General features: G+C 62.3%; 17 protein-coding genes. 10 read left to right on the top strand and 7 right to left on the bottom strand.

Annotated features, from left to right (window positions below; genetic code table 11):
* The first annotated feature begins 43 nt into the window (after positions 1–43).
* The 4 genes from ftsY to H4I99_RS15825 all read left to right on the top strand — a co-directional run bounded on the left by ftsY (position 44) and on the right by H4I99_RS15825 (position 4,082).
* Entirely contained in the window at positions 44–1,405 is a 1,362-nt protein-coding gene (gene ftsY, locus H4I99_RS15840) for a signal recognition particle-docking protein FtsY (protein WP_163902309.1), read from the top strand.
* Between the two features lie 48 nt (positions 1,406–1,453).
* Positions 1,454–2,104 (top strand): septation protein A, encoded by a 651-nt coding sequence (locus tag H4I99_RS15835; RefSeq protein WP_163902311.1) that lies wholly within the window; start codon positions 1,454–1,456, stop codon positions 2,102–2,104.
* A complete protein-coding gene (locus H4I99_RS15830) occupies positions 2,101–2,691 on the top strand; it encodes a DUF2585 domain-containing protein (protein WP_163902313.1) in 591 nt (196 codons plus the stop codon). The genes H4I99_RS15835 and H4I99_RS15830 overlap by 4 nt, the downstream gene beginning before the upstream one ends.
* 209 nt (positions 2,692–2,900) lie before the next feature.
* Complete coding sequence (locus H4I99_RS15825; protein ID WP_244625122.1) at positions 2,901–4,082, top strand: GGDEF domain-containing protein; 1,182 nt, start codon at positions 2,901–2,903, stop codon at positions 4,080–4,082.
* On the opposite strand, the gene H4I99_RS15820 is transcribed toward H4I99_RS15825, so the two are convergent.
* The 5 genes from H4I99_RS15820 to ccmA form a co-directional block, all read right to left on the bottom strand.
* Positions 4,066–4,686 (bottom strand): DsbE family thiol:disulfide interchange protein, encoded by a 621-nt coding sequence (locus H4I99_RS15820; protein ID WP_163902317.1) that lies wholly within the window; start codon positions 4,684–4,686, stop codon positions 4,066–4,068. The genes H4I99_RS15825 and H4I99_RS15820 overlap by 17 nt on opposite strands.
* On the bottom strand, positions 4,683–4,859 hold the full coding sequence (ccmD, locus tag H4I99_RS15815) for a heme exporter protein CcmD (protein ID WP_163902319.1): 177 nt from the start codon (positions 4,857–4,859) through the stop codon (positions 4,683–4,685). Before ccmD ends, H4I99_RS15820 begins: the two co-directional genes overlap by 4 nt.
* Positions 4,856–5,623 (bottom strand): heme ABC transporter permease, encoded by a 768-nt coding sequence (locus tag H4I99_RS15810; RefSeq protein WP_163902321.1) that lies wholly within the window; start codon positions 5,621–5,623, stop codon positions 4,856–4,858. Before H4I99_RS15810 ends, ccmD begins: the two co-directional genes overlap by 4 nt.
* 45 nt (positions 5,624–5,668) lie before the next feature.
* Positions 5,669–6,328, bottom strand: coding sequence for a heme exporter protein CcmB (gene ccmB / locus H4I99_RS15805; RefSeq protein WP_163902323.1), 660 nt, complete (start codon positions 6,326–6,328; stop codon positions 5,669–5,671).
* 136 nt (positions 6,329–6,464) lie between these two features.
* Positions 6,465–7,112 carry a heme ABC exporter ATP-binding protein CcmA gene (gene ccmA / locus H4I99_RS15800; RefSeq protein ID WP_163902325.1) on the bottom strand — a complete coding sequence of 216 codons (648 nt, stop codon included), beginning with the start codon at positions 7,110–7,112 and terminating at the stop codon, positions 6,465–6,467.
* A 277-nt stretch (positions 7,113–7,389) separates the two neighbouring features.
* On the opposite strand from ccmA, the gene acnA reads away from it, so the two are divergent.
* The 3 genes from acnA (at position 7,390) to H4I99_RS15785 (ending at position 13,527) form a co-directional block, all read left to right on the top strand.
* Positions 7,390–10,083 (top strand): aconitate hydratase AcnA, encoded by a 2,694-nt coding sequence (acnA, locus tag H4I99_RS15795; protein ID WP_163902327.1) that lies wholly within the window; start codon positions 7,390–7,392, stop codon positions 10,081–10,083.
* A 325-nt stretch (positions 10,084–10,408) separates the two neighbouring features.
* On the top strand, positions 10,409–11,146 hold the full coding sequence (locus tag H4I99_RS15790) for a DUF1223 domain-containing protein (RefSeq protein ID WP_163905958.1): 738 nt from the start codon (positions 10,409–10,411) through the stop codon (positions 11,144–11,146).
* A gap of 287 nt (positions 11,147–11,433) precedes the next feature.
* Entirely contained in the window at positions 11,434–13,527 is a 2,094-nt protein-coding gene (locus tag H4I99_RS15785) for an ATP-dependent helicase (protein ID WP_194362146.1), read from the top strand.
* 90 nt (positions 13,528–13,617) lie between these two features.
* Here the strand turns inward: H4I99_RS15785 and H4I99_RS15780 are convergent, their stop codons facing one another.
* Positions 13,618–15,768, bottom strand: coding sequence for a TonB-dependent siderophore receptor (locus tag H4I99_RS15780; protein ID WP_244625121.1), 2,151 nt, complete (start codon positions 15,766–15,768; stop codon positions 13,618–13,620).
* Positions 15,769–15,957: 189 nt separating this feature from the next.
* A complete protein-coding gene (locus H4I99_RS15775; RefSeq protein ID WP_163902331.1) occupies positions 15,958–16,842 on the bottom strand; it encodes a helix-turn-helix domain-containing protein in 885 nt (294 codons plus the stop codon).
* Positions 16,843–16,979: 137 nt separating this feature from the next.
* On the opposite strand from H4I99_RS15775, the gene H4I99_RS15770 reads away from it, so the two are divergent.
* Genes H4I99_RS15770 through fhuB form a run of 3 tightly spaced genes read left to right on the top strand, consistent with a single transcriptional unit; the run spans position 16,980 to position 20,675 of the window.
* Positions 16,980–17,795: an ATP-binding cassette domain-containing protein gene (locus H4I99_RS15770; RefSeq protein ID WP_163902333.1), complete on the top strand. Its 816-nt coding sequence runs from the start codon at positions 16,980–16,982 to the stop codon at positions 17,793–17,795.
* The gene (locus H4I99_RS15765; protein WP_163902335.1) at positions 17,785–18,705 is read left to right on the top strand and encodes an ABC transporter substrate-binding protein; all 921 of its coding nucleotides are present in this window, start codon (positions 17,785–17,787) and stop codon (positions 18,703–18,705) included. Before H4I99_RS15770 ends, H4I99_RS15765 begins: the two co-directional genes overlap by 11 nt.
* Positions 18,702–20,675: a Fe(3+)-hydroxamate ABC transporter permease FhuB gene (fhuB, locus tag H4I99_RS15760; protein WP_163902337.1), complete on the top strand. Its 1,974-nt coding sequence runs from the start codon at positions 18,702–18,704 to the stop codon at positions 20,673–20,675. Before H4I99_RS15765 ends, fhuB begins: the two co-directional genes overlap by 4 nt.
* The last annotated feature ends 2 nt before the right edge of the window (positions 20,676–20,677 follow it).

Genomic DNA, 20,677 nt, shown 5'->3' with positions numbered 1-20,677 from the left:
GTCAAACGGGCTGATCGAACGGAAAGACAGAACGGAAAGCTTCATGGCGCTCGGCTTCATCAAGAAAGTCTTCACCTTCGGCAAGGAGAAGCCGGCAAGCGAAAAGCCGCCGGAGGGCGAGGATTTCGCAAGCCTGATTGAAGCCGCCGAAAAGGCCGAAACCGAAGCGACGCCGGAAGAAACCGTCATCGCCGCCGAACCGGTGCTGCCCGAAGTGGTCGAAACCGCCGGTGGCCCGTCGCCGGACGAAACGGTCGAGGAAGAACAGGCCTCCGCACCCCAGGAACCGCCCGCCGTTCCCGAGGTCCCGCAGGAAGCAGAGGCCGTCTTCCACACGCAGCCCGAACAGCCTGCCGACGTTTCCCACGGGGAAATCGCATCGCAGGAGGACATCGCTCCGGAAAAGGAAGGGCCGGTGGCGCTTCCCAGGGGCTTCGCCACGGTGGAGACAACGCCCGAGCCGGAAACGGAAGCGCCGAAGGAAAAACTCACCTGGTTCCAGCGCCTGAAGGCGGGCCTCTTCCGCACCTCCTCGCAGCTGACCGGGCAAATCGCCGCCCTCTTCACCAAGCGCAAGCTGGACGAGGATACGCTCGACGAACTTGAAGACCTGCTGATCCAGGCGGATCTCGGCGTCGAGACTGCCATGCGCATCACCGGCGCGCTGTCATCCGAGCGCTACGGCAAGGATGTCAGCGGCGAGGATGTCGCCCGCATCATGGCGGCCGAAATAACCAAGGTGCTGAAGCCCGTGGCAAAGCCGCTGGCGCTCGATCTCAGCCACAAGCCGCATGTCATCCTCGTGGTCGGCGTCAACGGCACCGGCAAGACCACCACCATCGGCAAGCTCGCCGCCAAGCTTTCCGGCTCCGGCCTCAAGGTCATGCTCGCCGCTGGCGACACCTTCCGCGCAGCCGCGATCGAACAGCTGAAGATCTGGGCGGACCGCACCGGCTCGACCTTCATCGGCACCAAGCTCGGTGCCGATGCCGCTGGCCTCGCCTACGACGCCTTCGAAAAGGCAAAAGCCGAGAAGAGCGACGTGCTGATCATCGACACCGCCGGCCGGCTGCAGAACAAGGCCGAGCTGATGGCAGAGCTCGAAAAGATCGTGCGCGTTCTCGGCAAGCTCGACCCGGAAGCGCCGCACACCGTTCTCCAGACGCTCGACGCCACCACCGGCCAGAACGCCATGAACCAGGTGGAGATCTTCCGCAACGTGGCGGGCGTCAACGGCCTCATCATGACCAAGCTCGACGGCACCGCCCGCGGCGGCATCCTCGTCGCCATCGCGGCCAAGCACAAGCTGCCGGTCTACTTCATCGGGGTCGGCGAAGGCGTCGACGATCTCGAGCCCTTCGAGGCCGAGGATTTCGCCAGCGCCATCGCCGGCATCGCCCGCTGACGGCGCGCTCGAGTGCCGGAGCCAAGGGATTTCAAACGGATATCTTCCATGAACAATTTCGAAAGCGATACCAAGCCGACATCCGAGGAGCGCCATCATCCGCTTCTCAAGATGGCGCTCGAACTCGGACCGCTGCTTGTCTTCTTCTTCGGCAACCTGCGCGGCGAATGGCTGGCGAAAACCTTCCCGGCGCTGACTGCGGTCGGTGGACCGCTTTTGATCGCGACCGCCCTCTTCATGGCCGCGACGATTGCTTCGCTGATCGTTTCCAAGATTGTCTTCAAGCACCTGCCGATCATGCCCTTCGTCTCGGGCGTGGTGGTCATGGTCTTCGGCTCGCTGTCGATCTGGCTGCAGGACGAGACCTTCATCAAGATGAAGCCGACCATCGTCAACACGCTGTTCGGCGTGGTGCTGCTTTGCGGCCTGTTGTTCGGCAAGTCGCTGCTCGGCTACGTCTTCAACGCCGCCTTCCAGCTCGATGAGGAAGGCTGGAAGAAACTCACCCTGCGCTGGGGCGTCTTCTTCCTGTTCCTCGCCGTCATCAACGAAGCCGTCTGGCGCAATTTCTCCGACGATGTCTGGGTGAACTTCAAGGTCTGGGGCACCATGCCGATCACCATTCTCTTCACCCTCGCCCAGATGCCGCTGATCATGCGCCACAGCGTCGAGCAGGACGCGGAAGGAAAGACGAAATGACAACCGGCGCCGGCAATCTCGATATACGCAAAAGCTCCGCCCGCTTCTGGCTGATCGTTGTCGGCCTGCTGCTTCTGGCGCAGATCGCCACGCTCCTCGCCATGGGCCGGGTACCGATCTGTGAATGCGGCTACATCAAGCTGTTCGAACCCGGCGTCAACACGTCAGGCAATTCCCAGCACATCGCCGACTGGTACACGCCCTCCCACATCATCCACGGCTTCCTGTTCTACCTGCTCGGCTGGGCGGTGCTTCGTCGTGGTTCGTTCGGCGCCCGCCTGACACTGGCCGTGATCATCGAGGCAGCCTGGGAGATCCTCGAAAACTCCCCGATCATCATCAATCGCTACCGCAGCGAGACCATGGCCATCGGCTATAGCGGCGACAGCGTACTGAATTCGGCGATGGATACGGTCGCGATGATGCTCGGCTTCCTCTTCGCCGCTCGCGCCCCGGTCTGGCTGACGGTCGTGATCGCCATCGTCTTCGAGCTCTTCACCGGCTGGCTGATCCGCGACAACCTCACTCTCAACGTGCTGATGCTCGTCTGGCCGGTGGATGCGGTCCGCCAATGGCAGGCAGGCTAGCATTTTTGACAAACGTCAAGTCCAGACTTTATTAAGAAACGGTTGATAGGGTGATCCTGACGAACGGTGCGGGAGCATGAAGCTTCGGCCCCGATCCCAGATTTGAAGCCGGAAACCGAAAGGCAGAGACTTTTCTTGCCGAACCGGTCTTCGCCAGTCGGGTATGCAAGCTTGCCCGGCCATCGATCCGGTTCGGGATGCAGATGGACATGACGGACAATTTCGCCTTTCTCCTACCGTTCTTCATGACGGTCTTCGCGGCAATCTTCCTGTCTGCGCGGCTGTGGGCGGGAAGTTCCGCGACCTTCTGGGGCCTTGGCTATCTGTCGGCGGCTGCCGGCTTTTCCATACCGCTGCTGCCGCCGGAGGTGCTGCCCTTCAAGGCCCAGGCCATTGTTGCAAACGCCTTGTTTCTTGCGGCCTTCTGTCTTTACGGGGATGCACTACTCGCCCGTTTTGGGGAAAGATATTACCGCCCTGCGCGTTATGCCTTCGCCGGCATCGCGCTCGTAGCGATTGCCGCCATCATCATCCTCAAGGAGGACCTGCGGGCCGAACTGATCCTCGGCGACACCAGCATCGCCCTGTTGCTGATCGTGCCGGTGCTTCAGGTCGCCCGCGCTCCGCGACGTCCCATGGACCGCCTGCTGGTCTTCATGGTTGGCCTCGTCGTGGTTGAGACCTTCACGAGAGTGGCCGTCCTGATCCTGATGACCTCCTCCTCCGATGTGGGAACCCTCGACGCCTTCCTCGGTTCTGCCTATGCCTTCTACGTGCAGTTCGGCGCCGGAGTGATCGCTTTCCTGCTGGCGCTGACGGTGCTTGGCACGCTGGTCGACGATCTCATCCAGCGCTATCAATATGCCGCCCATCGCGATCCGCTGACGGGCCTTCTCAACCGCCGCGGTTTCGAGCAGGCGATGAACGCCATTCCGACGGGCCGGTCGGCAGGAACCATCCTCATCGGCGACATCGACCACTTCAAGCAGGTCAACGACCGCCTCGGCCACGCCGCCGGCGATACCGTGATTGCCGGCTTTGCCACCCTCTTCACCCAGTTCATGCCTCGCGGCGCCATCCTCGCCCGGTTCGGCGGCGAGGAATTCGTCGCCTTCCTGCCCGGCGAAACGCCGGCAGCGGTCTATCAGGCGGCCGAGAAACTGCGCCTGGGCTTTGCGTCCCGGACATGGGAACGAGACGGGTTCGACATCAGGATCACAGCAAGCTTCGGCATTGCCGCACAGTCAAAGAGCGACTACTCGGTTCATGCCGCGATCGCCAGCGCCGACGCCTGCCTATACGAGGCGAAGCGCGCCGGACGAAACAGGGTGGTCATGGAAGGACGGCCGACAGGCGAAGCGCCGGCCCTGCGCATCATTTCGTCGTCGTGACCTGAGGCCGTGCGAGTGCGTTGTCGATAGCTGGGAAAAGGCCATTCTCCAGCGACTGCGGATCGAAAGGACCAACCTTCTTGTAGATGATCGTGCCGTCGGCGGCGACGAGATAGCTTTCCGGAATGCCGTAGACACCCCAGTCGATCGCCGCCTTGCCGTTCGGATCAACGCCGATCGCCTTATAGGGATTGCCGAGTTCGCCGAGGAAACGCAGGGCGTTCTCGTTTTTATCCTTGTAGTTGATACCCACCACGTTCAGCCGGGGATCCTTGGACAGTTCCTTGAGGATCGGATGCTCCTGCCGACACGGTACGCACCACGAGGCGAAGACGTTGACCAGCGTCAGTTTGCCGGAGATGGCGGCCGTCGTCAGCGGCACCGTGTTCGAGCCTTCGAGCGCGGGCAGATCCAGCACCGGTGCCCTTGTGCCGATCAGAGCGGACGGAATGTCGGAAACGTTCTTGCCGTTGACGTCCTGCTCATAGAGCATCTTGCCGGCCGTGCCAGCGATGACGGCAAAAACCGCGAGTGGAACGAGCGCCAGCGCATAGCGGGCAATGCCCTTACGGGGCTTTTCTTCCTCGACGGCGGGCTCGCTCATTGGCCGGCACCCTCAGCCTTGGCGGCGGCGCTGCGGCGGCGCATACCGGAGGCTTCCAGCACCTTGAGTTCGGCCTGACGGGCACGGCCGTCCAGCCAGACCCAGCCGATCAGCGCCAGGATGATCAGGCCGGCAATTCCGTAGGACAGGTAGACGTAAAAGGCGTGGCTCATGGAGAAGCCTCCCGGCCCGCCATGCGGGCTGCCATTCGGCGCTGCGTCGCTATGCGCCGGCGCCAGATCTCGTTGCGCATGGCCATCAGATGCAGCGTGAAGAACAGCATGGTGAAGGCTACGGCCATGATCAGCAGGGGCCAGAGGAATTCCGGATCGATGGTCGGCCCGTCGAGCCGGATCACCGACGCCGGCTGGTGCAGCGTGTTCCACCACTCGACCGAAAACTTGATGATCGGGATGTTGACGAAGCCGACGAGGATCAGCACGGAGCTGACGCGGGCTGCCTTCGAGGCATCGTCCATCGACCGGTTGAGCGCGATCAGGCCGAGATACATCAAAAACAGCACGAAGACGGAGGTGAGACGCGCATCCCACACCCACCAGGTGCCCCACATCGGCTTGCCCCAAAGAGAGCCGGTAATCAACGCGATCAGAGTGAAGGCCGCACCCAGCGGTGCTGCGGCCTTGTGGCTGACATCCGCCAGCGGATGGCGCCAGACGAGCGTGCCGATGGCCGAAAGCGCCATGACAGAATAGCACATCATCGAAAGCCAGGCCGCCGGCACATGGACATACATGATGCGCACGGTCTCGCCCTGCTGGTAATCGCCCTCGGTCGTGAAGCTCAGATAGAGCCCCACGGCGAAGAGCGCAGCGGTCAGACAGGCGAACCACGGCAGGACGCGTGCTACCAGCGCCAGAAACCGGGTCGGGTTGGCGAGATCGCTGAACTTCGAAATGGCAAGGCTCGTGTCGTTCATGGAATGCTTCTAACCTGAGAGAGGGTCGTCTGCAATTGATCCGGGTCAATCGGACGCGTTGCGCAGCGCCAGTGCGGCGGCAAGCGGACCGATCACCGCGAAGAACAGCGTGATCGCAATCAGAAACAGGAAGGGCGGCATAAATGGGGCCGGCTCCTGCACCGCCGCATAGGAAGCGCTAACCCCGAAGATCAGCACCGGAATGGCCAGCGGCAGCACCAGAATGGATACCAGAAGTCCGCCGCGGGGCAATGCGACGGCAACCGCAGCGCCGGCCGCTCCAATGAAAGTGATCGCCGGTGATCCGACCAGAAGCGTCAGCATCACCGCGCCGATCGCCACCTCGTCCATGTTCATGAACAGGCCAAGCAGCGGCGAGGCAATGACCAGCGGCAGGCTCGTGGCAGTCCAGTGCGCGAGGCATTTGACGAAGACGGTCAGGACCAGCGGCGTCTCCTGCATCAGGACCAGATCGAGCGACCCGTCGTCGCGATCCGCCTGGAACAGCCGGTCGAGCCCGAGAAGGGCTGCAAGCAAGGCCCCGATCCAGACGATGGCCGGCCCGATACGCGACAGGAGGTTGAGATCAGGACCGACCCCGAACGGGATGACGGCAACGACCGTCATAAAGAACAGGACGCCGATCAGTGCGCCGCCTCCCGCCCGCACCGAGAGTTTGAGGTCGCGGAAGAAGAGGGCGATCATGCGGAAACACCTTGGAAATTGCCCCTCACCCTCTCCCCGCAAGCGGGGAGAGGAAAGCGGAGACGTTGCAGCACCGGCAGGCGGATGAAGAGCATTGGCAAAAAAAGGCCGAACAACGGACCGCGAGCAAGCCACATCACAGCACCTCCTCCGCCTCATGATACTCGAAACCCCTCATCACCAGCGTCTTCGCGCCCCTGAGACCAAGCGGCTGGTGAGTGGCGGCGATCGCGATGCCGCCCCTGGCGAGATGGGCGTGGACGAGGCCTGCGAACATCTCGTCGGCGCTGGTGTCGAGCGCCGCCGTCGGCTCGTCGAGGATCCAGACCGGGCGGTAGGCGACGATCAGCTTGGCCATCGCGAAGCGTCGCTGCTGGCCGGCGGAGAGATAACCATAGGGAAGATGCGTGATGCTGCCGAGGCCGACGGCTTCCGCCGCCTCTTCGACGGAAAGGCCCCTTTCTCCCTCGGCATCGCCGAGAAAGTCCCGCCAGAAAACAAGGTTCTCGCGAACGGTAAGCTCCTGCTTCATGGCGTTGCGATGGCCGAGATATTGGCTCACCTCGTGCGCCGGCCGCGATTCTTCGCCATCACGGAACCGGAATTCGACCTTGCCGCGGTCAGGCCTCAGAAGTCCCGCAACCACCCTCAGCAGCGTCGATTTGCCCGAACCGTTGCGACCGGTCAGGACCATCGCCTCGCCAGCGTGCAATTCAAAGGAAATATCGAAAAAAATCAGGTCTTCGCCACGCCTGGCGGCGAGCTTTTCGGCAGTGAGCCGCATCCCCGTTCGCTTTCCGGCAACCATACCGGTCGCCTGTCGAAAAAATTGTCTCAATTCGCCATTGTTTGGTCTGGCAGCTTTCTTAGAAATTATCTATATGAGTTTCAACCACGCCAGCGGCCGGCGTGAACTTCATCCTTGCGCCGAACTTGATGATTGCTAAGGGCAATTTTCACGGGCGGACAGCGGAAATGGTCGTACCCGCATCCTGATGTGCATGAGTGCATAGGCGTCCGCACGTATGTGTAGGCTATCAGAATATGCGGGGTTTCTATCCGTGTCTAAATCCATTGACAGCTTTAATTGTCGTTCGACGCTGACCGTCGACGGCAAGGATTACGTCTATTACAGCCTGCCAAAGGCAGAGGCCGCCGGTCTTGCCGGCATTTCCAGGCTTCCCTATTCAATGAAGGTTCTGCTTGAGAACCTGCTGCGCAACGAAGATGGCCGTTCTGTCACCAAGGCCGACATTGAGGCCGTTGCCGCATGGCTGGTGAACAAGGGCCTGAAGGAAGCCGAAATCGCCTATCGCCCAGCCCGCGTGCTGATGCAGGACTTCACTGGCGTTCCGGCGGTGGTCGATCTCGCCGCCATGCGTGACGGTATCAAGTCGCTCGGCGGAGATCCTGAAAAGATCAACCCGCTGGTTCCGGTCGACCTCGTCATCGACCACTCGGTTATCGTTGACGAATTCGGCACCCCCCAGGCCTTTGCCCGCAACGTGGATCTGGAATACCAGCGCAACGGCGAGCGCTACCGCTTCCTGAAGTGGGGCCAGCAGGCGTTCAAGAACTTCCGCGTGGTTCCGCCCGGCACCGGCATCTGTCATCAGGTAAACCTCGAATATCTCGGCCAGACCGTCTGGACGAAGGAAGAAGACGGCGAAACCATCGCCTACCCCGACACCTGCGTCGGAACCGACAGCCACACCACCATGATCAACGGCCTGGGCGTTCTCGGCTGGGGTGTGGGCGGCATCGAAGCCGAAGCCGCCATGCTCGGCCAGCCGGTTTCCATGCTCTTGCCTGAGGTCATAGGCTTCAAGCTGACCGGCAAGCTCAAGGAAGGCGTGACCGCGACCGACCTCGTGCTGACCGTCGTGCAGATGCTGCGCAAGAAGGGCGTGGTTTCCAAGTTCGTGGAATTCTTCGGCCCGGGCATGGACAATATGCCGCTCGCCGACCGCGCCACCATCGGCAATATGGGCCCGGAATACGGTGCGACCTGCGGCTTCTTCCCGGTCGATGGTGAGACCATCAATTACCTGACCATGTCCGGCCGCTCCAAGGACCGGATCGCCCTGGTCGAGGCCTATTCGAAGGCGCAGGGCATGTGGCGTCACGGCGACGGATCCGACCTCGTCTTTACCGACACGCTCGAACTGGACCTTGGCGACGTGGTGCCCTCAATGGCCGGTCCGAAGCGTCCGGAAGGCCGCCTGCCGCTCGAAACCATTGCGCCGAACTTCGCAACGGCCCTCGAAACCGACTATAAGAAGCCCGGCCAGCTTTCGACGCGCTATCCGGTCGAAGGCGCAAACTTCGACATCGGCCATGGCGATGTGGCGATTGCCGCCATCACCTCCTGCACAAACACTTCTAATCCGAGCGTGCTGATCGCCGCCGGCCTTCTCGCCCGCAATGCGGTGGCAAAGGGCCTGAAGACGAAGCCGTGGGTCAAGACCTCGCTGGCACCGGGATCGCAGGTTGTCGCCGAATATCTCGAGAAGTCCGGTCTGCAGACGGAACTCGACGCGCTCGGCTTCAACCTGGTCGGCTTCGGCTGCACCACCTGCATCGGTAATTCCGGACCGCTGCCGGCCCCGATCTCGAAGACGATCAACGACAAGGGCCTGATCACCGCGGGCGTGCTGTCGGGTAACCGCAACTTCGAAGGCCGTATCTCGCCGGACGTTCAGGCGAACTACCTCGCCTCGCCGCCGCTCGTCGTTGCCTATGCGCTCGCCGGCACGGTGCAGAAGGACCTGACGAAGGAGCCGATTGGCGAAGACAGGGACGGCAAGCCGGTCTACCTCAAGGACATCTGGCCGACCTCGCAGGAAGTCCAGTCCTTCATCCAGAAATACGTCACCCGCGAACTTTACGAAACGAAGTACGCCGACGTGTTCAAGGGCGATGCCAACTGGCAGGCTGTGCAGGTTCCTGAAGGCCAGACCTATGCCTGGGACGACAAGTCGACATATGTCCAGAACCCGCCCTACTTCGTGGGCATGGGCAAGACCGGCAGCGGCCTGAAGAACATCAAGGGCGCCCGCGTCCTCGGTCTCTTCGGCGACAAGATCACCACCGACCACATCTCCCCGGCCGGTTCGATCAAGGCGGCGTCTCCCGCAGGCGCATACCTGATCGACAATGGCGTTCAGGTCGCGGACTTCAACCAGTACGGCACGCGCCGTGGCAATCATGAAGTCATGATGCGCGGCACCTTCGCCAACATCCGCATCCGCAACCACATGCTCGGCCCGAACGGCAAGGAAGGTGGCTACACCATCCACTATCCGTCAAAGGAAGAGATGTCGATTTACGACGCCGCCATGAAGTACAAGGAAGAGGGCGTTCCGCTCGTCATCTTCGCCGGCGTCGAATACGGCAACGGCTCGTCCCGCGACTGGGCCGCGAAGGGCACCAACCTACTCGGCGTCAAGGCTGTGATCGCCCAGTCCTTCGAGCGTATCCACCGCTCGAACCTGGTCGGCATGGGTGTCGTTCCCTTCACCTTCGAAGACGGCACCACCTGGGCTTCGCTCAACCTCAAGGGCGACGAAACCGTCACCATCGAGGGCCTCGAAGGCGACATCAAGCCGCGCGAAACCAAGATCGCCAGGATCACCTATGCCGATGGTTCGGTGAAGGAGGTTCCGCTGCTTTGCCGCATCGATACGCTCGACGAGGTCACCTACATGGAGAACGGCGGCATCCTGCAGACCGTTCTTCGCGATCTCGCAGCCTGATCGGGCTTGCCTTATTGAACACGAACCGCCGGTCGACCCTGTCGTCCGGCGGTTTTCCTTGGCATTACGGTTCGCTCGGGCGTCCTCGGGCAGGGAGTCTTTCCGGCGAAAATAGAATCGCCCGCAATGCTCCAGCTCTTCGCCTTGCCGCAATTCCGGACGCAAAACCGGTTCCCACTTTTGCTGGTATCGCTCAGGTTTCACCCCATCGTGACTTTGCCTTGAACGCCGGAAGAGCTATGTGTCGGCACGTACAAAGGAAGATCAACGGCGGCGCATCCACGAAGCGCTGGATCGCAAGACGGGGCACTCCATGAACAGGAGCATGTTCAAAGGTCTGGCATTCTTGCTGACGCTGGGGCTGAGTAGTCCGGCGCTCGCCGGCGACGGCACGCCTCTGAGGGGCGTCGTGGAACTGTTCACCTCGCAGGGCTGCGGTTCCTGCCCGCCGGCCGACCGCGCCTTCGAGACACTGGTGCGCCAGGGCGATGTCGTGGCGCTCGCCTATCACGTCGATTACTGGAACTACATGGGCTGGGCCGACACGCTCGCCTCGAAGGAAAACACCAAGCGCCAGTATGGCTATGCCAGCAGCCTCGGCCGCAGTGGCGTCTACACCCCCCAGGCGATCCTCAACGGCCGCGACCACATGAAGGGCACCGATATCGGCGCCATCAACCAGAAGCTCGGCGCGCTCGAAAATGCCGGAGGCGGCCTGACCATTCCCGTTGCTGCCGAACGCAAGGGCGACGAACTGGTGGTTAAGGTCGGGGCAGGCGTCGGCAAGGCCGATGTCGTCGTGGTTTATTTCCGTCGCAAGGAAACAGTCGAGCTCTTGAAGGGCGAGAACATCGGCAAGAAGATGGTCTACTGGAACAGCGTCACCGACGTCCAGACTGTCGGCATGTGGGACGGTTCCGCGCTCGATCTCGTGCTGCCGGCCAAGCTGATCGACAAGGACGGCAACAGCGGCTGCGCCATTCTCCTGCAATCGACCGGACCGCAGGGCGAGCCCGCAGGCATTCTCGGCGCGACCATGATGGCGGATCCGACGAAGTCCTGAGTTTTTCGAGAGTTTACCTTGGCCGGTCCGGCCCGGGGGCATTGGGGGGCTGGGGGTAAGGGGTCAATGCGCCAGACCGGACCGTTTTGGCGCACCGCGCCAACCAAGAGCCGGCAGTCTCGATGGAAATTTGGGCGGTGTTTTGTTCAAAATGCGGCGGCGCTAAAAAAAGCATATTAGTGCGGACGAATGATTTCCGCTGGCCCATGACCACACCCGAACCGAAGGGCGAGGAAAGTTCGCCCTATGTTCTTGCCGAATCGCCCATAGTCAGGCACATCATGGGCATGACCTCCAGCCCGACACTGCCGGTGCAATCAACCTATCTGGATGCCCTGAACGAGCAGCAGAGGTCGGCCGTCGCCCATGGCATCCCGGCCCCCGAGGGTGGCGCCGGGCCTCTTTTGATCATCGCGGGCGCCGGATCGGGCAAGACCAATACGCTGGCCCACCGCGTCGCCCATCTGCTGGTCAACGGAGCCGACCCCCGCCGCATCCTGCTGATGACCTTTTCCCGGCGCGCCGCAAGCGAGATGGCCATCCGCGTGGAGCGCATCTGCCGCAAGGTGCTGGGCAACGAGGCATCCACCCTGACGGACGCCCTGACCTGGGCCGGAACCTTTCACGGCATCGGCGCCCGCATCCTGCGGGAATATGCCTACGAGATCGGCCTCGACCCGGATTTCACCATTCATGACCGGGAGGATTCGGCCGATCTGATGAATCTGGTCCGTCACCAGCTCGGCCTTTCGAAGCTGGAAAGCCGCTTTCCCACCAAGGCGACCTGTCTTGCGATCTATTCCCGCGTCGTGAATGCGGAATGCCCACTGAAAGACGCGCTGCAATCCTCCTTCCCCTGGTGCAGCAACTGGGAAAGCCAGTTGAAGGAGCTGTTTGCCGGCTATGTCGAGGCCAAGCAGGCGCAGAACGTGCTCGATTACGACGATCTCCTGCTTTACTGGGCCCATGCCGTTACCGATCCCCATCTCGCTGGTGCGATCGGCGGCCGCTTCGACCATGTTCTGGTCGACGAATATCAGGACACCAACCGGTTGCAGTCGACGATCCTGACCGCAATGAAGCCGGAGGGTATCGGGCTGACCGTAGTCGGCGACGACGCCCAGTCGATCTATTCCTTCCGTGCCGCGACGATCCGCAACATCCTCGATTTTCCGAAGCAGTTCGATCCGCCGGCCGATGTCGTGACCCTCGACCGCAATTATCGCTCCACCCAGCCGATCCTGACGGCGGCAAACGGCGTCATCGGCCTTGCCCGCGAACGCTTCACCAAGAACCTCTGGAGCGAGCGGGCAAGCGAGGCACGCCCGATGCTCGTCGGCGTACGCGATGAGGCCGATCAGGCCCGTTATGTCGCCGAGCAGGTGCTCGCGGCCCGCGAGACTGGCACGACGCTCAAGCAACAGGCCGTGCTCTTCCGTGCGTCGAACCATAGCGGCCCGCTGGAAATCGAGCTGACGCGGCGAAACATCCCCTTCGTGAAGTTCGGTGGGCTGAAATTCCTCGACGCCGCCCATGTGAAGGATCTGCTGGCGACCCTGCGCTTCGCCCAGAACCCGCGCGACAAGGTGGCAGGCTTTCGCCTGTTGCAGTTGCTTCCCGGCATCGGCCCGCAGACGGCCGGCAAGATCCTCGACACCTCAGCCGCCGATCCGGAACCTCTGATTTCGCTTGCCGAAATGCCACCGCCGCCCCGCTGCGGCGAGGAATGGAGCGCATTCACCAGGATGCTCATGGAGCTGAGAAGCATGAGCCTCGGCTGGCCGGGCGAAATCGCCCGGGCGCGGGAATGGTATGAACCGCATCTCGGCCGCATCCACGAAGATGCCGAGACCCGCCTGGCCGACCTCTTGCAACTCGAGCAGATCGCTGGCGGCTATCCCTCGCGGGAACGTTTCCTGACCGAACTCACACTCGATCCACCGGATGCGACCAGCGATCAGGCCGGCGTGCCGCTGCGCGACGAAGATTACCTGATCCTTTCGACCATTCACTCCGCCAAGGGGCAGGAATGGACGTCCGTCTTCGTGCTGAACTGCGTCGATGGCTGCATTCCCTCGGATCTCGGGGTCGGCACCACCGACGAGATCGATGAGGAGCGCCGCCTGCTCTATGTCGCGATGACGCGCGCCAAGGACAGCCTGCATATCATCACGCCGCAGCGCTTCTTCACCCATGGCCAGAACGCACAGGGCGACCGCCATGTCTACGCCGCCCGCTCGCGCTTCATCCCTGCCATGCTGCTGCAATATTTCGAGAAGGTGAGCTGGCCGCTGGCCACCGCTGGCGAAGCGCAGGCAGGGCAGGGCGAGCGGCAGAAGCGGATCGACGTCGGCGCCCGCATGCGCGGCTTGTGGCGCTGAACTCTCAACCGCAATACCCGCAAGAAGGAAAACCGCCGGAACCGATCGGTCCCGGCGGCTTTCTGAAGCCATTCAGTCGGCAGGCCTGTGTTACCAGGTCTTGCTGAGCTTCAGCGTGAAGGTACGTCCCTCGCCATAACCGCAGGTCAACGTGCCCTGGCAACCCTTGACATATTCCTTGTCGAACAGGTTCGCGACATTGAGCGACAGACCCCAGCCGTCCTTCTCGTAGCGGATGGCCGCATCGGCGAGCAATGCGTCCGGCACCTTGAGAGTATTGGCATAATCCGCCCAGGATTCTCCCTGGTAACGCAGACCTGCGCCAACGCTCAGGCCTTCGAGAACGCCAGTCGGCACCGTGTAATCGAGCCAGGCCGAAGCGGTGACGGCCGGAATGAGGTAGGGGCTGTTGCCGACCAGGGTCGGATCGGCATGCTCGGTCATCTCAAGATCCTGCCAGGTGAAGGCCGCCGTCGCCTTCCAGTCGTCGGCAATCTGCACCTTGGCTTCGAGTTCGATGCCGGTGGAGGTGACTTCGCCGATCTGCGACTGCAGGAAGGTGGCCGGATCGGTAACGGTCCAGTTCTGCTTGACCAGATGGAAGACCGACGCCGTGAACAGGCCTTCGAATGCGGTCGGCTCGTACTTGAAGCCGCCCTCGACCTGATAGCCTTCTTCCGGCTTGATCGGCGCGGTGGCGCTGGAACCGATCACGGGATTGAAGAAGGTCGAGGCGCTGGCATAGGGCGTGAAGCCGTTGGCGAACTCGTAGGCAAGACCGATACGGCCACTCGCCGCCTTGTCGTCGGCATCATAGGAGTAACCGACGGTGGCATCCGATTCCGTCTTCACGAAGTCGTAGCGGCCATTGAGCGTGGCGATGAAGCCGCCGCCGAACTTGATCTGGTCCTGCGCATAGATGCCGACCTGCTGCTGGGTCAGCACCTGGTCGAGATAGACAAAGTTGGTGCCCTGCGCTGCGCCATAGACCGGGTCCGTTACGCCGATCGGCGTCGAGCCGCAGCAGGCCTGCTCATGATCGAGACGGTAATACTTGTAATCGAGGCCAACAGTCAGGTCGTGGTCCAATCCGCCGGTTGCGAATTCGCCATTGATCCGGTTGTCGACGACGAAGCTGTCGACCTTGGATTTGCCTTCGAAACCGATACGGTAGAACTCGTAGTCAGGGCCGGCCGGTTCTTCGAGATAGCCGGTGCCGGTCGAAGAATCGTAATAGCCGTAGGTGTAGGGCGCGTTCTCATACTTGTTGAGATGAGCGTAGCGGGCGTTCTGCGAAAGCTTCCAGCCGCTGTCCAGCTCATGCTCGACCTCATAGCCGATCATGGTCTGCTGGTATTCGCCATGGTCGATATCCGGCTCGCCGTAAAAGGACTTCGGGTCGATCTTGCCAAAGGGAGCATCGACCACCGTGCCGACGTAAGGGTAAAAGCCGTTGCCCACATGCACCTGATCGAGCGCGGAGTAGAAACCGTAGACGTTGAGCCTGGTGGATTCATCCGGCTTCCAGGTGAATTGCGGCATGATCCCACCGCGGAAATCCTCGGAATAATCGGTATACTGATCGCCACCGGCGATCTTGCCGGTCAGGCGATAGCTGAACGCACCTTCCTGCAGTACATCGCCCGCATCGAAGCCGAAGAAGGCATTGCCGTCACTGTTGATGCCGGTTTCGGTGTAGAGCAGTTTTTCGTCCAGCGCCCGCTTGCCGACCATGTTGACGAGACCGCCGGGGTTCGACGCACCATAGAGAACGGAAGCCGGTCCCTTCAGCACCTCGACACGCTCCAGGAAGAACGGGTCCATCTGGAAACCGCCGAAGCCATACGAATAAAGGCTGAGGCCATCGAGAAACACGCCCGTCTGCGTCGCATCGAAACCGCGGATATAGATCCAGTCGGTATCCGGATCGACGCCGAAGGGCTCGGCGAAAACGCCGGCGGTATAGCGAAGGGCTTCATCGACCTTGTTGGTGACGCCGCGATCGTCCAGTTCCTCGCGACCGACGACGGACACCGACTGCGGGATTTCGGCAATCGGCGTATCGACCTTGGAACCCGTCGAGGAACTGCTTGCAGCATAACCATCCACCGGACCGGTCGCGCTTTCCTGCTTGCCCTGGACAACGATGGTCTGAAGTGTCGTGCCCGCATCCTGGGCTGCGGCTGCTGCCGGTGAGAACAGTATCGCCAGCGCTGCCCCCGCACGCCAAGCCTTGCTCATCGAGCGGTATCCCGTGTTTCTGCGCATTATGTACCCCGCTTCACCGGCTGGTCCTGCAACCGGCCGGATGGAATAGTGTGTCGAAAATAAGATGAGTTTTTATATCAGGATTATGTGTCCCGCTTGTCCGTTCCTGCTCACTCTTGACCGTATTTGGTCAAACTTCGGCCGACGGACCGGTGCTCATCCTCAATCGAGGTTGGCCTTGCGCCAGATGGACGGGGATACGCCGACCTGACGACGGAAGACGCGGGCGAAATGCGCCGGATCGGCAAAGCCCGTCTCGGCGGCAACCGCGGTCAAAGACATGTCACGCCGGCGCAGGAATTCCTTGACCCGCACCATGCGGACCTTCATCTGCCAGCGATGGGGCGGCAGTCCGGTGGACGCCTTGAAGGCATGGCTGAAATGGGAGGGCGACAACCCGGTCAGCGCCGCAAGCTCGTCCAGACGAATGGCGCGCAGGCAATGCTCCTCGATGAACTCTGTCGCTTTCCGCAATTGCCAGGCGGCGAGCTTGGAGCGCTGCCGCTCGACGATAGCGCCGATCTTCAGGACGTCGATCAGGAGGGCCAGCGTCAACCCGTCGCCATAGAGACCATGCAGGGGATCGGGCGCGGCGCACTCGGCGGCAATCAGGTCCGCAAGCGCAAGCAGGCGCGCCTCGTCGCAAAGGAACCGCGGCTCCTCCAGTGTCTGCGGAGGCAGATCCTCGCCGAAACGCCGGGTCAGCCCGTCGATATCGAAATGCAGGTCGAGATGGCGCAGGAAACGGATGCCACGCATTTCCGTGCGCATCTCCATACCAGCCGGAATGAAGGATATAGCACGTCGCTGGCACGCGGTCAGCGGAACAGTCCCGAGTTCCGCCATGCTGAAATCGCCGTCCGCGCCGAACTGGGCATCGAGAACGGCGAAAAGCCGCGGATCACTCCCGACATAATAACCGCCGGCTTCCGGCGCGCAGTCGACATTCCAGAGATCGGCGACCATGCCGTCCCAGTAGCGGCGGTGAAATCCCTGAATGACCGAAAAGCCATCGATGCGATTGTTCATGCGGGGCAGATAACTCATTCCGCTCCTCGTAAGGCAGACCCGGGTAAGGCGGCACCTCGAGCCGATGACGTTGTTGGAAAGATATACTTGATCGCAATTATCATATTTAGTAACGCAGTGACAACCGATGTTGCGCAGGTGCGAAGGAGCGGAACATGACGAAGAACCAGAGGCCGGTCGACGGCGCGGACCGATCCAGCCAGGCCTTCCGTGTCGAAGGCGTCGGGCTCACCCTCGAAGGACGCGCCATCCTGAAGGATGTGTCGCTGGATTTTGCCGCGGGCGAGATCACCGCACTCGTGGGTCACAACGGCTCCGGCAAGTCGACGCTCCTGAAGATCATCGCCCGCCAGCAGGGCCAAAATTCCGGCGCGGTCTATTATGGCGGACGGCCCACCTCGTCCTTCGACGCACGCGCGTTTTCCCGCTCCGTCGCCTATCTGCCGCAGGATGTCGGCGCCGGCGCCGGCATGACAGTGCGCGAACTGGTGGCCTGCGGACGTTACCCCTGGCACGGCGCACTGGGTCGCTTTACTGATCGCGACCGCCAGAAGGTCGAGGAAGCGCTGGCGCTCACCCATCTCGACCCCTTCGCCGACCGGCTGGTCGAAACGCTGTCGGGTGGAGAACGGCAGCGCGCCTGGATCGCCATGCTGGTGGCGCAGGACAGCGAATGCCTGTTGCTGGATGAGCCGACCTCGGCGCTGGATATCGCCCATCAGATGGAAGTGCTCTCGCTCGTTCGCCGTCTTTCGCGCGAAAAGGGCCTGAGCGTGGTCATCGTGTTGCATGACATCAACATGGCCGCCCGTTTCTGCGACCGCATCCATGCGCTCAAGGGCGGCATCGTCGCCGCAAGCGGCACGCCCGCCGAGATCCTGCAGCGCGACGCGCTGGAAAACATCTACGGCATCGCCATGGACGTGATGCCCCATCCGGCGCTCAGCATACCGCTCGCCTATGTCTCCTGACGATCACGGCCGGCGCGGGGTGCGGCGGCGGGCGCTGCTGAAGATGATGGCGGGCGCCGCGGCCCTGCCTGCCCAGCTGGCAACATTGCCTGCCCGGGCAGAAGGCGTACCGACGAAGATCGTCAGCCTTGACTACGGCCTGGCCTCGACCATGCTGTCGCTCGGCGTCACGCCGGCTGCGGTGGCCTCGCTCGCCGACTGGGACAAATGGGTGGTCGAACCGAGGATGCCGGCGGGCGTCATCGACCTCGGCAGCTCCTGGGAGGTCAACTTCGAGATTCTCACCGAGCTGAAGCCCGATCTGATCCTCACCACGCCTTATCTCGACGCACTGCTTCCCAAACTGGAAGCGGTGGCGCCGGTGCTGCGTCTGGAGATCTACACCCCTGAAGGCGGGGAAATCCTGCCGGCCACCATCGCGGCCACCCGTAAATTGGCTGCGGCCATTGACCGGACCGGGGAGGGCGAGCGTTACCTCGTGGCTGCGGACACTTTCTTCGCCGAGTGCCGCCGCAGGCTCGAACCGCTGTCGCCCCCTCCTCTTGCACTGGTCAATTTCATGGATGCCCGCCACGCCCGCATCTATGGAGCGCCGGGCCTGTTTGATAACGTGTTGCAAAAGATCGGCATCGAGAACGCCTGGAAAGAGAAGTCTAACTACTGGGGTTTCCAGACCATCGGCATAGAGGAATTGTCGCGCGTGACCGATCGACAGGCACGGCTGATCGCCTTCGAACCGCTTCCCGGAGACGTCCTGCCGAAAATCGACCAGAGTCCGCTATGGCGGGCCCTGCCCTTTGCCCGACCCGGACATTTCTCGATCGTGCCCCCTGCCCTGATGTTCGGCATGGTCAACGAAGCCATACGCTTCGCCTCGATCATAACCAGCGAACTGGAATCCGGCTCATGACCGGGACATCCACGAGACTTTCCCTCGGGCCGGCGATCGTAACGCTTGCAATGATAGTGCTGGCGGCAGCCATCGCCTGGCTGCAGGTCGCGCCCGCCCTCGACGCCGCACCGGCAGCCGGCTATGATGTTACCCGCATGGTGCTACTCTATTCCACCCTGCCCCGCATGGCGACCGCACTGCTTTCCGGCGCGGCACTTGCGCTTTCCGGCGCGCTCTTCCAGCAAGTGCTGCGTAATCCTCTGGCTTCGCCGACAACACTCGGCATTTCGGCCGGTGCAAATCTGGCACTGGCGATCGCGACTCTCTTTTTTCCTGCTCTGCTCGGTTTCGGCCGCGATCTGGTCGCCATCGCCGGAAGCGGAATTGCCGCAGCGCTCGTCTTCCTGCTCGGCGCGCGCCGGGGCTTCTCCCCCTTCTCGCTTGTGCTCTCGGGCCTCGTCATCAGTCTCTGGTGCGGCGCGCTCTCGGCGATCCTGATGCTGCTCAACGAACGCTATCTCGTCAGCCTGTTCATCTGGGGCTCCGGGTCCCTCTCCCAGCAAAGCTGGTCCATTCCGCTTTCGCTGCTGCCCAAGATCGGCGCAGTTGCACTGCTTTCAGCGCTGATCATCCGGCCGCTCTCCCTGCTGGAGCTTGGCGAAGCCGGCGCATCCGCTCTTGGCCTGCGCATCGCCCAGCTACGCTTCCTTGCCGTTGCCGCAGCCGTCACGCTTGCGGCCTTCGTCACCAGCGCCGTCGGCGTCATCGGTTTCATCGGTCTGGTCGCTCCCACCATCGCCAGACTTTCCGGCGCAAGACGTCCGGTCGAAATTCTCGTATGGTCGACCCTGATAGGTGCATCGCTCCTGTGGTTTGCCGACGGGGCCGTACAATATCTGGCGGGGGCCACGGCCGACTTCCTGCCGACGGGAGCGGTGACGGCGGTATTCGGTTCGCCCCTGCTTCTCCTGCTCTTACCGCGGCTGAAAACCCGCCACAGGATCCTGCAGGGACGCGCAAGGCAAGCCGGCAGGCTGGCCATCGGCCCCAAGGCGCTCCTTCTGGCACTTACGGCCGTCATGCTGGCCGTGCTGGTCGGCCTCTTCTTCGGCCGTGCGATCGACGGAGCCTGGGCCCTGCCCGATGCCTCCATCGCAAGCGAGATCCTGGGGCTGAGAACGCCAAAGGTCTTCGCAGCACTCGCTTCCGGCGCCATGCTCGCCGTTGCGGGTGTTATCCTGCAGCGCCTCACCGGCAACGAGATGGCAAGCCCTGAAGTTCTCGGCATCAGCGCCGGCGCCACCTTCGGCGTGACCATCGCCGTCTTTGCGATCGCCGCTCCGGGCCTTGCGAGCCAGCTCGGCTTTGCCGCTTTCGGGGCATTGGTCGTTCTTGCGGTGATCTTCGCCTTCGCCATCCGCTCAGGTATCGCCCCGGAAAGGGTTCTGCTCGCCGGTATTGCGCTCAGCGCCATGGTCGATGCCATCGTCGGCATCCTGACGGCGAGCGGCGATCCCCGGTCCCTGTTCCTGATGCGGTGGATGAGCGGCTCGACCTACAATGTCGATGGCGTCACGGCGATCACGGTCTCGGTCGCCGGGGTCATCCTGATTGGTGCGGCGTTCTCGACGCGGCGCTGGCTGGATATCCTGCCGCTCGGCCCACAAGCGGCAACTGCCCTCGGCCTGCCGCTTACACCGTCCAGGCTGGTGCTGTTCGGCCTTGCCGGACTGCTGAGTGCCGCGGCGACACTGAGTGTAGGCCCGCTAAGCTTCATTGGCCTGATGGGGCCGCATCTGGCTCGCGAGGCTGGCCTTGTCCGGGCATTTCCCCAGATGGCGGGTGCGGCTGCGATCGGCGGCGGACTGATGGTGCTGGCAGACTGGGCGGGGCGCACGGTGGTCTACCCTTACGCCATACCGGCAGGACTGGTCTCCGCACTGGTCGGCGCCCCCTTCCTGATGCTCATGTTGAGACGAAAAGCCTGAGA

It is taken from the genome of Paenirhizobium daejeonense (assembly GCF_014280875.1).
Lineage (GTDB): Bacteria > Pseudomonadota > Alphaproteobacteria > Rhizobiales > Rhizobiaceae > Allorhizobium > Allorhizobium daejeonense.
Note: the sequence above shows the minus strand (reverse complement) of the source record. Positions and strands in the feature narration are given on the sequence as shown.

What these genes read in the sequence shown, in the direction of transcription:
- H4I99_RS15765 (WP_163902335.1), top strand. Translation starts at nt 17,785, where the DNA reads ATGTCTCCTGACGATCACGGCCGGCGCGGGGTGCGGCGGCGGGCGCTG.
- H4I99_RS15820 (WP_163902317.1), bottom strand. Translation starts at nt 4,686, where the DNA reads ATGAGCGAGCCCGCCGTCGAGGAAGAAAAGCCCCGTAAGGGCATTGCC.
- ftsY (WP_163902309.1), top strand. Translation starts at nt 44, where the DNA reads ATGGCGCTCGGCTTCATCAAGAAAGTCTTCACCTTCGGCAAGGAGAAG.
- ccmB (WP_163902323.1), bottom strand. Translation starts at nt 6,328, where the DNA reads ATGATCGCCCTCTTCTTCCGCGACCTCAAACTCTCGGTGCGGGCGGGA.
- H4I99_RS15830 (WP_163902313.1), top strand. Translation starts at nt 2,101, where the DNA reads ATGACAACCGGCGCCGGCAATCTCGATATACGCAAAAGCTCCGCCCGC.
- fhuB (WP_163902337.1), top strand. Translation starts at nt 18,702, where the DNA reads ATGACCGGGACATCCACGAGACTTTCCCTCGGGCCGGCGATCGTAACG.
- ccmD (WP_163902319.1), bottom strand. Translation starts at nt 4,859, where the DNA reads ATGAGCCACGCCTTTTACGTCTACCTGTCCTACGGAATTGCCGGCCTG.
- H4I99_RS15825 (WP_244625122.1), top strand. Translation starts at nt 2,901, where the DNA reads ATGACGGACAATTTCGCCTTTCTCCTACCGTTCTTCATGACGGTCTTC.
- H4I99_RS15790 (WP_163905958.1), top strand. Translation starts at nt 10,409, where the DNA reads ATGTTCAAAGGTCTGGCATTCTTGCTGACGCTGGGGCTGAGTAGTCCG.
- H4I99_RS15770 (WP_163902333.1), top strand. Translation starts at nt 16,980, where the DNA reads ATGACGAAGAACCAGAGGCCGGTCGACGGCGCGGACCGATCCAGCCAG.
- H4I99_RS15835 (WP_163902311.1), top strand. Translation starts at nt 1,454, where the DNA reads ATGAACAATTTCGAAAGCGATACCAAGCCGACATCCGAGGAGCGCCAT.
- H4I99_RS15780 (WP_244625121.1), bottom strand. Translation starts at nt 15,768, where the DNA reads ATGAGCAAGGCTTGGCGTGCGGGGGCAGCGCTGGCGATACTGTTCTCA.
- H4I99_RS15785 (WP_194362146.1), top strand. Translation starts at nt 11,434, where the DNA reads ATGACCTCCAGCCCGACACTGCCGGTGCAATCAACCTATCTGGATGCC.
- ccmA (WP_163902325.1), bottom strand. Translation starts at nt 7,112, where the DNA reads ATGCGGCTCACTGCCGAAAAGCTCGCCGCCAGGCGTGGCGAAGACCTG.
- H4I99_RS15810 (WP_163902321.1), bottom strand. Translation starts at nt 5,623, where the DNA reads ATGAACGACACGAGCCTTGCCATTTCGAAGTTCAGCGATCTCGCCAAC.
- H4I99_RS15775 (WP_163902331.1), bottom strand. Translation starts at nt 16,842, where the DNA reads ATGAGTTATCTGCCCCGCATGAACAATCGCATCGATGGCTTTTCGGTC.